Here is a 9,228-nt window from a genome sequence, read left to right as displayed (position 1 = left end):
CACCGACGCGCGCGGCGAGACGCTGCGCGCGAACCTCGCCCAGGCCGAAGCCGCGCGCGCGACCGCGCAGGCGGCGCTCGACCTCGCGCTGCAGGACCAGCGCAACGCGCTCGTGCGCGCACCGATCGACGGCGTCGTCGGCGACCGCCAGGTCGAGCCCGGCGACTACGTGCAACCGGGCACGCGCCTCATGACCGTCGTGCCGCTCGACGCGCTCTACGTCGTCGCGAACTTCAAGGAGACGCAGACCGCGCGGATGACGGTCGGCCAACGCGCGCGCGTCGTCGTCGACGCGCTGCCCGGCGAGACGCTCGACGCCCGCGTCGACAGCTTCGCGCCGGGCTCCGGCTCGCAGTTCTCGCTGCTGCCGTTCGAGCCAGGCACCGGCAACTTCACCAAGATCGTGCAGCGCGTGCCCGTACGCATCCGCTTCGATCCCGGTCAGCCCGCGCTCGCGCGCCTGCGAGCCGGCTTGTCCAGCACGGTCACCGTGGCGCTCGACCGGCCCGCGAACGAGCAGGCCTCGCGCTGACAGCCCGCAGCGGACGGGCGTCCGCCGCGCATCGCAACCTCCATCAAGGATACGAACATGAAGATCCAGGGCAGTACCGCGTTCGTCACCGGCGCCAACCGCGGCCTCGGGCTCGCCTACGCGAAGGCGCTCCTCGACGCGGGCGCGCGCAAGGTCTACGCGGCCGCGCGCGATCCGTCGACCGTCACGCTCGCGGGCGTCGTGCCGGTGCGGCTCGACATCGACGACGCCGGCCAGGTCGCCGCGGCCGCACGCGATTGCGGCGACGTCGACCTCGTGGTCAACAACGCGGGCGTGATCGGCGGCACGCCGCTGCTCGCCGACGGCGGCGACGACGCGCTGCGTCGCGTGCTCGAGACCAACCTGCACGGCATGCTCGCGGTGAGCCGCGCGTTCGCCCCCGTGCTCGGCCGCAACGGTGGCGGCGCACTCGTCAACATGCTGTCCGCGCTGAGCTGGATCAGCCTGCCGCAGTCGGGCGCGTACTCGGTGTCGAAGGCCGCCGCATGGGCGCTCACGAACGGCCTGCGCCACGAACTGCGCGCGCAGGGCACGCTCGTCGTCGCCGTACATGCAGGCTACATCGACACCGACATGGTGAAGGGCGTCGATGCGCCGAAGGCGAAGCCCGCCGACATCGCGCACGCGGTGCTCGCAGGGATCGAGGCCGGCGCCGCGGAAGTGCTCGCCGACGACACCGCACGGCGCGTCAAGGCTGGCTTCGCCGCGACGCCGCCGGCCTATCTCGGCTGAACCCGGGCGGCGCGCCGACGCACGCCGCGGCGCGCCGACTTGACCGGCGTCAAGGCGGTGCCGCGCGGATCGCGGATGATCGCGTCCATGAACGCAACCGCCTTCGACCGCAACCTCATCGCGCGCTACGACGTCGGCGCGCCGCGCTACACCTCGTATCCGACCGCGCCGCATTTTCGCGCGAGCTTCGGCGAGGCCGAACTGCTGCGCGCGATCAAGGCGTCCAACGGCGATCCGATCCCGCGCGACCTCTCCGCCTACGTGCACGTGCCGTTCTGCCTGTCGCCGTGCTTCTACTGCGGCTGCGCACGCATCATCACCCACGACCGCGGCAAGGCCGCGGCCTACCTGACCCGCCTGCATCGAGAGATCGAACTCGTCGCCGCGCGGTTCGACCGCGACCGCGTGCTCGCGCAGCTGCATTTCGGCGGCGGCACGCCGAATTTCCTCGACGTCGAACAGCTGATCGAACTGGTCGACTCGCTCGAGCGCCATTTCGGCTTCAGCCGCGACCCAGGCCGCGAGTTCGGCATCGAGCTCGACCCGCGCTTCTGCAGCGAGGACTACGCGCGGCAGATCGCCGCGGCCGGCGTCAACCGCGTCTCGATCGGCGTGCAGGACTTCGACCCGGCGGTGCAGCACGCGGTCAACCGCGTGCAGAGCGTCGACGAAACCGCAGCCGTGATGATCGGCGCGCGCCGCGGCGGTGCGCGCTCGATCAACCTCGACCTCATCTACGGCCTGCCGCGGCAGACGCCGGAGTCGTTCGCCGCGACGCTCGAGCAGGTCATCGCGCTGTCGCCGGATCGCATCGCCGCCTACGGCTACGCGCACCTGCCCGAACGCTTCAAGGCGCAGCGCCAGATCGACAAGTACGAACTGCCCGATGCGGCGACGCGCCTCACCCTGCTGCAGCAGACGGTCGAGATGCTCACCGCAGCCGGCTACGTGCACATCGGCGTCGACCATTTCGCGCTGCCGGACGACGACCTCGCGCGCGCGCTCTCGAACGGCACCCTGCATCGCAACTTCCAGGGCTACTCGACCCATGCCGCGTGCGACCTCGTCGGGTTCGGCATGAGTGCGATCGGCCACGTCGGCGACACCTTCAGCCAGAACGCGAAGGATCTCGTCGGCTACTATGCCGCGCTCGACAACGGCCGCCTGCCGGTCGCGCGCGGCCTGCGCCTCGACGACGACGACCTCGTGCGTGCCGACGCCATCCAGCAGCTCATGTGCAGCGGCGACCTCGATGTCGCCGCATTCGAGGAGCGCCACGCGCTCGACTTCCCGTTGTACTTCCGAGAATCGCTGCGGCAGTTGCGCGCGCTCGAGGACGACGGCCTGGTCGAGTCCTCCCCCGCGCGCATCCGCGTGACGCCGCGCGGCCGCTTCCTGCTGCGCAACATCGCGCGTTGCTTCGACGCGTATGCGGAGAGCCCCGATATCCGCTACTCTCGCGCGGTCTGAACACCGCCGGAGGTGCGCGTGGGCGAGGACCGGGTGACGAGCGGCCGCTTCGCGCGCAGCCCGATCGCCGACGACGGCGACGCGCTGCGCTTCTGCTCGACCTGCGCGTTCGGCGCGGTGTGCTGCGACCGCGGCGTCGACAAGCTCGCGCTCAACGAACTGCACTGCCTGGTCGAACACGTCGGTCCGTACCGGACCGGCGAGGCCGTGTTCCGCACTGGCGACCGCTTCGGCGCGATCTACGCCGTGCGCAGCGGCACGGTGAAGACACGCGTCGTCGATCTCGACGGCCGCGAACTCGTGCTCGGCTTCCACCTGCCGGGCGAACTCATCGGCCTCGACGCGATCCATCCCGAATCCTATCCGTGCGACGCGGTCGCGCTCGAGCCGGTCGAAGTGTGCCGCTTCTCGTTTCCCGCACTGTCGACGCTCGCGACGCGCCTGCCCGGGATCCAGCAGGAGCTGTTCCGCCGCATGAGCAAGGACATCGGCGGCAAGGCGCTGCTCGCGGGCGACTACTCGTCCGACGAGCGCCTCGCCGCGTTCCTCGTCCTGCTCGGGCGGCGCTACGCCGAACGCGGCTTCCCGCCCGGCACGCTGCACCTCGCGATGTCGCGCGGCGACATCGCGAACTACCTTCGCCTCGCGGCCGAAACGGTCAGCCGCGTGCTGCGCCGCTTCCAGGACCAGGGCCTCATCAAGGTCGATGGCCGCGAACTCGCGCTCGCCCGCCCCGCGGAGCTGTACGCGCTCGCGCGCCCGATCCTCGACCGCTGACGCGCACGGCTTGATCCACGTCAGTGCAGCCGCATCGCGTGGGCGGCACGATCGCGACACCAATAACAAGGAGTGCTGCGATGTCGACGACATCCCGTCTCTGGATCGCCCTCGGCTGCCTGCTCGGCGTCACGTTCGCCGTGCTGCTCTGGATGGGCCGGGAGATCTACCACCAGGCGCCGCCCGTGCCCGAACGCGTGTCCGCGCCGAATGGACACGTCGTGTACACGCGCGCCGACATCGAGGCCGGCCGGCAGGTCTGGCAGAGCATCGGCGGCCAACAGCTCGGATCGATCTGGGGCCACGGCGCGCTGATCGCGCCGGACTGGAGCGCCGACTGGCTGCATCGCGAAGCGGACCAGCTGCTCGGCCTGTGGGCGCGACGCGACGACGGCGCCGCGTGGGACTCGCTCGACGAAGGCCGCCAGGAAGCGCTCAAGGCGCGCCTGCGCAAGGAACTGCGGTCGAATACCTACGACGACGCCAGCGGCACCATCGCCGTGTCCGAAGACCGCGCGATCGCGATCTCGAACGTCGCCGCGCATTACGAGAGCGTGTTCAGCAACGACCCGGCCAGCGCCAGGCTGCGGGCGACCTACGCGATGCGCGACGGCACCGTCGACACCGACGCGCATCGGCGCGAGCTCACCGCATTCTTCTTCTGGAGCGCATGGGCGACCGTGACCACGCGCCCCGGTGCCACGATGAGCTACACGAGCAACTGGCCCTACGACCCTATGGTCGGCAACACGCCGACACCGAGCGCGTTCCTCTGGACCGTGTTCAGCGTGCTCTTCATGATCGCCGGCATCGGCCTGCTCGCGTGGCATTACGCGGTCTGGCACCGCAACGAGCCGCACCTCGCCCCGCCCGCGAGCGATCCGCTCGCGGGACTCAGGATCACGCCGTCGATGCGCGCGACCGCGAAATATTTCTGGGTCGTGATCGCGCTGTTCCTGACCCAGATCCTGCTCGGCGCGGTCACCGCGCACTACCAGGTCGAGAAGGACTTCTACGGCATGGCGATTTCCGAGGTGCTGCCGTACTCGCTGTCGCGCTCGTGGCACACCGAACTCGCGGTGTTGTGGATCGCGACCGCATGGCTCGGCACCGGGCTCTACATCGCGCCGGCGGTGTCCGGCCATGAGCCGAAGTTCCAGCGCCTCGGCGTCAACGTCCTCTGGGGCTGCCTGCTCGTGATCGTCGTCGGCGCGTTCGCCGGCCAATGGTTCGCGGTGATGCAGAAACTCGGCCTCGGCAACAACTTCTGGTTCGGTCACCAGGGCTGGGAATACGTCGACCTCGGCCGCTTCTGGCAGATCTTCCTGTTCGTCGGCCTCGTGCTCTGGCTCGTGCTCATGGGGCGCGCGCTATGGCCGGCCTTGCGGCGCAAGGACGATCTGGCCTCGATCGTGGGCCTGCTGTTCCTGTCGACGGTCGCGATCGCCGCGTTCTACGCCGCCGGCCTCATGTGGGGCGAGCACACGCACATCTCGGTCGTCGAGTACTGGCGCTGGTGGGTCGTGCACCTGTGGGTCGAAGGCTTCTTCGAGGTGTTCGCGGTCGCGGTGATGTCGTTCCTGTTCGTCAAGCTCGGCCTCGTGCGCGCGCGCACGGCGACCGTCAACGTGCTGTTCGCGACGATCGTGTTCATGGCCGGCGGCGTGCTCGGTACGTTCCACCACCTCTATTTCGCGGGCACGACGACCGCGGTGATCGCGCTCGGCGCATCGTTCTCCGCGCTCGAAGTCGTGCCGCTCGCGCTGATCGGCATGGAAGCGTACGAGACCTGGTCGCACGGCCGCGCGACGCCGTGGATGGCGCGCTACCGCTGGCCGATCATGTTCTTCCTCGCGGTGTCGTTCTGGAACCTCGTCGGCGCCGGCCTGTTCGGCTTCCTCATCAACACGCCGCTCGCGCTGTACTACATGCAGGGCCTCAACCTCACGCCGTTGCACGGCCATACGGCGCTGTTCGGCGTGTACGGCATGCTCGGCCTCGGCCTCATGCTGTTCTGCCTGCGCGGCCTGCGGCCCGCGGTGCAATGGAACGAAGGCCGCCTGCGCGGCGCGTTCTGGGCGCTCAACATCGGCCTTGCGCTGATGGCCCTGCTCACCCTGCTGCCGCTCGGCGTGCTGCAGCTGTCGGCGGCGCTCGATCGCGGCTACTGGTTCGCGCGCTCGGAGCACTTCATGGATCAGCCGATCGTGCACCTGCTGATCTGGATGCGCATGCCCGGCGACACGATCTTCGCGGTCGGCGCGCTGCTGTTCGGCTGGTTCGTTCTTCGACTGTGGATCGCGCCGCGCAAGGCACCCGCGCGCATCGGCGACGTCGTGGAGGATCGCGCCTGATCCCGGCGCGGAGGTGGCGCGCCGCGCCACCTCCGCGCTTGACGCCGGTCAACGCGCGCTCCACCGCAACCGCGCATGCTCGGGGCACACTTCCCGATGCGACGACCATGGTTCCCGCGCCCAGCTCCCCGACCCACGCGCACGATTACGCACTCGACGCCTGCTTCCTCGGCCCGTACGGCGAGAACGACGCCTTGCTCGAAAAGCTGCTGGTCGAGTTCCTGCGCGACCACGTCTACTGGCGGCGCAACTTCCATCCCGAGGACCCACCCGCGATCGGCACCGAAGCGGCGCAGCATCCGGACTTCCTCGCCTTCGAGGCACGCATGCGGCGCGAGCTGCACCAGCTGTCGGCCGCGCTGAAGCGCTCGGTTCCGTTCCACAGCCCGCGCTACATCGGCCACATGGCGTCCGACCTGCTGCTGCCCGGCCTCGCCGCGCAGATCCTCACGCTGCCGTACAACCCGAACAACGTCAGCGAGGATTCCGCGCCGGTCACGGTCGACCTCGAGATCCAGGTCGGCCTGCAGCTCGCGCGCATGATCGGTTACCCGCACGACACGACGCGCGCGGACTGCGCGCTCGGCCACCTCACCAGCGGCGGTACGCTCGCCAATTACCAGGCGCTGCGCCTCGCGCTGGCGCTGAAGGCATTCCCGATCGCGCTGCGCGCGGCCCGCGTGCCCGACCTCGACCTGCCCGACGACGACTGGAGCGCGTTCAACCTCGCCACCGCGGATGCGATCGCGTTGTTCGACGCATGGCAGCGCTGGCTCGGCGCGCGGCCCGCGACCGAGCGCGCGCATTGGCGCCGGCGCGTCGATGCCGAACGGATCGAACAGCGCGGCCTGGTCGACTTCTTCGCTGCGCATGCGGAACTGAAGCCGCCATGCGTGCTCGCGCCGATCACGGCGCACTACTCGTGGAGCAAGGGCATCAAGCTCATCGGCCTCGGCGCCGATCGATTGCGCCTGCTGCCGACGCGCGCGATGCGCCTCGACCTCGATGCGCTCGAGGAGACGCTCGAGCGGTGCGCCGCCGAACGCGAGCCGGTGCTGATGGCGGTCGCCGTGCTCGGCAGCACCGAGTACGGCACGATCGATCCGGTCGACGGCATCCTCGACGCGCGGCTGCGCTCGCGCGAGCGCGACCTCGATTTCGCCGTGCACGTCGACGCCGCGTGGGGCGGTTATCTCGCGACGGTATTCCGCAACGAGGACGGCACGCTGCGGCCGCGCGAGGCCGTCGCGGCGGAGTTCGAGCGGTTCCCGGCACCGGCCGTGCACGCCGCGTTCGCCGCGCTCGGCGACACCGATTCGGTCACGGTCGATCCGCACAAGCTCGGCTACCTGCCGTTCGGCAGCGGTGCGTTCGTCTGTCGCGACCATCGCGCAATCGGCCTGCTGGCCGAGCGCGCCGACTACGTGTTCCACGGCGGCGGCGGCGACGATTACCTCGCGCGGCATCGTGCGCTCGGTCCGTACATCCCCGAAGGCTCGCGCCCGGGCGCGGCCGCCGCCGCCGTGTACGTCGCGCACAAGGTGCTGCCGCTCGACCACGTCCATTTCGGCCGCCTGCCGCGCGCGACGGTGCGCGCGGCCGAGGCGTTCCATGCGTGCGCGCAACGCTTCGCGGCCGAACAGGCCGCGCGCCTGCGCGTGCTGGTGCCGTTCGAGCCCGACAGCAACCTCGTGTGCCTCGCGCTCAACCCGCTCGGCAACCGCTCGCCCGCGGGTGCGAACGCATGGATGCGGCGCCTGCAGGCGCTGCTGCGCGCCGACCCGCGGCAGCCGCTGCAGACGAAGGAGTTCTTCGGCTCGTGGACGACGCTCGACGCGGGCCTGCTCGGCAGCGAGCACGCGCGCATCTTCGGCGCGCTCGGCCTCGTCGCCGGCGACGGCGACGAACCGCTGCTGATCCTTCGCCACACTCTGATGAACCCGTATCTCGTCGACCGCGAGCGCGGCATCAGCTACGTCGAGCAGTACTTCGATTTCCTTGCGCGCTGCGCGGCGGAGCTCGATCGCGTAGCGGAGGTCGCATGAACGATGCCGACACACGGCTGCGCAGCGCGAGCGACGCGGCGCGCGCGTGGGTCCACGAAGCGATCGAGCGCCTTGCGCGCGAGGCGGCGCGCTCGGCCGACACGCACCTGCTCGCGCTCGCCCTGCCCGGGTTTCCCGGCATCGACTTCTACTTCAAGGACGAAGCGGCGCATCCGACCGGCAGCCTCAAGCACCGCCTCGCGCGTTCGCTGTACCTGTACGCGCTGTGCAACGGCCGCCTGCGCGAAGGCCAGGACGTCGTCGATGCGTCGTCCGGCAGCACGGCGATCGCCGAGGCCTGGTTCGCGCGGCTGCTCGGCCTGCGCTTCACCGCCGTGATGCCGGCGTGCACCGCGCCGGCGAAGATCCGCGCGGTCGAAGCCCTCGGCGGCACCTGCGACCTCGTCGAGGATCCACCCTCGGTGCAGGCGCGCGCGCGCGTGCACGCGGCCTACGGCGCCTGCCATCTCGACCAGTTCGGCCTCGCCGAGCGCGCGACCGACTGGCGCGGCAACAACAACATCGCCGAGTCGATCCTCGGCCAGCTCGCCCGCGAACCGCATCCCGCTCCGGCGTGGATCGTCTGCGGCGCCGGCACCGGCGGCACGTCGGCGACGATCGGGCGATACCTGCGCTATCGGCGGCTCGCGACCCGCCTGTGCGTGGCCGAACCCGCCGGCGGCGCGTTCGCGCGCGGCTGGCCCGGGCGCGACCCCGATGCGCGCGCGAGTTCGCCGACGGTCATCGAAGGCATCGGCCGGCCGCGCGTCGAGCCGGGTTTCCTGTTCGACGTCGTCGACGAAGTCGCCGAAGTGACCGATGCGGCGTCGATCGCGGCGATGCAGTGGCTCGAGGCGTTGTTCGGCCGCCGCTACGGCGGATCGTCCGGCACCAATCTCGTCGCCTGCCTGCAGCTGGCATGCGCGATGCGCGCGCGCGGCGAGCGCGGCAGCATCGTCAGCCTGCTCTGCGATCGCGGCGATCGCTATGCCGAAACGCTGTTCGACGCGGAGTGGCTCGCCGCGCGCGCGATCGATCCGCGACCGTGGCACGCGGCATTGCGCGCCTGCATCGAGGACGGCCGCTGGCGCAAGGCCTGACCTCCCCTGGCGTGGCGCGTGCCGGCGTCGGCCTCACCGCGCCGGATCGAGCATCGCGCGCAGTTCGCGCACTTCGGCCTGCAGCGCTTCGTACGAGCGACGCCACGCGCCCTCGCGCGGCGTCGCCCGCTCGAATCGCAGCAATGCATCGCGCACGTGCGCGACGCATTCGCGCAGGCGCGCGATCTGCGCGAGCG

The 9,228-nt window shown here is 70.7% G+C and carries 7 protein-coding genes; all 7 read left to right on the top strand.

All coding sequences use genetic code 11. The features are described 5' to 3' along the window. Positions 1–532, top strand: a 532-nt coding sequence (locus VI238_RS15775) for an HlyD family secretion protein (protein WP_331653072.1), incomplete at its 5' end; no start/stop codon positions are given. 57 nt (positions 533–589) lie between these two features. Then, positions 590–1,285, top strand: a complete 696-nt coding sequence (locus VI238_RS15770) for an SDR family oxidoreductase (RefSeq protein ID WP_331653070.1) — start codon at positions 590–592, stop codon at positions 1,283–1,285. 87 nt (positions 1,286–1,372) lie between these two features. After that, the gene (gene hemN / locus VI238_RS15765; RefSeq protein ID WP_331653068.1) at positions 1,373–2,755 is read left to right on the top strand and encodes an oxygen-independent coproporphyrinogen III oxidase; all 1,383 of its coding nucleotides are present in this window, start codon (positions 1,373–1,375) and stop codon (positions 2,753–2,755) included. A gap of 18 nt (positions 2,756–2,773) precedes the next feature. Beyond that, entirely contained in the window at positions 2,774–3,532 is a 759-nt protein-coding gene (locus tag VI238_RS15760; protein ID WP_331653066.1) for a cyclic nucleotide-binding domain-containing protein, read from the top strand. Positions 3,533–3,612: 80 nt separating this feature from the next. Further along, entirely contained in the window at positions 3,613–5,886 is a 2,274-nt protein-coding gene (locus VI238_RS15755; RefSeq protein ID WP_331653064.1) for a nitric-oxide reductase large subunit, read from the top strand. Positions 5,887–5,993: 107 nt separating this feature from the next. After that, positions 5,994–7,931 (top strand): pyridoxal phosphate-dependent decarboxylase family protein, encoded by a 1,938-nt coding sequence (locus tag VI238_RS15750; RefSeq protein WP_331653062.1) that lies wholly within the window; start codon positions 5,994–5,996, stop codon positions 7,929–7,931. After that, positions 7,928–9,031 (top strand): PLP-dependent cysteine synthase family protein, encoded by a 1,104-nt coding sequence (locus tag VI238_RS15745; RefSeq protein WP_331653060.1) that lies wholly within the window; start codon positions 7,928–7,930, stop codon positions 9,029–9,031. Before VI238_RS15750 ends, VI238_RS15745 begins: the two co-directional genes overlap by 4 nt. The last annotated feature ends 197 nt before the right edge of the window (positions 9,032–9,228 follow it).

Origin of the sequence: Dokdonella sp., from assembly GCF_036518555.1 — a bacterium.
Lineage (GTDB): Bacteria > Pseudomonadota > Gammaproteobacteria > Xanthomonadales > Rhodanobacteraceae > Dokdonella_A.
Note: the sequence above shows the minus strand (reverse complement) of the source record. Positions and strands in the feature narration are given on the sequence as shown.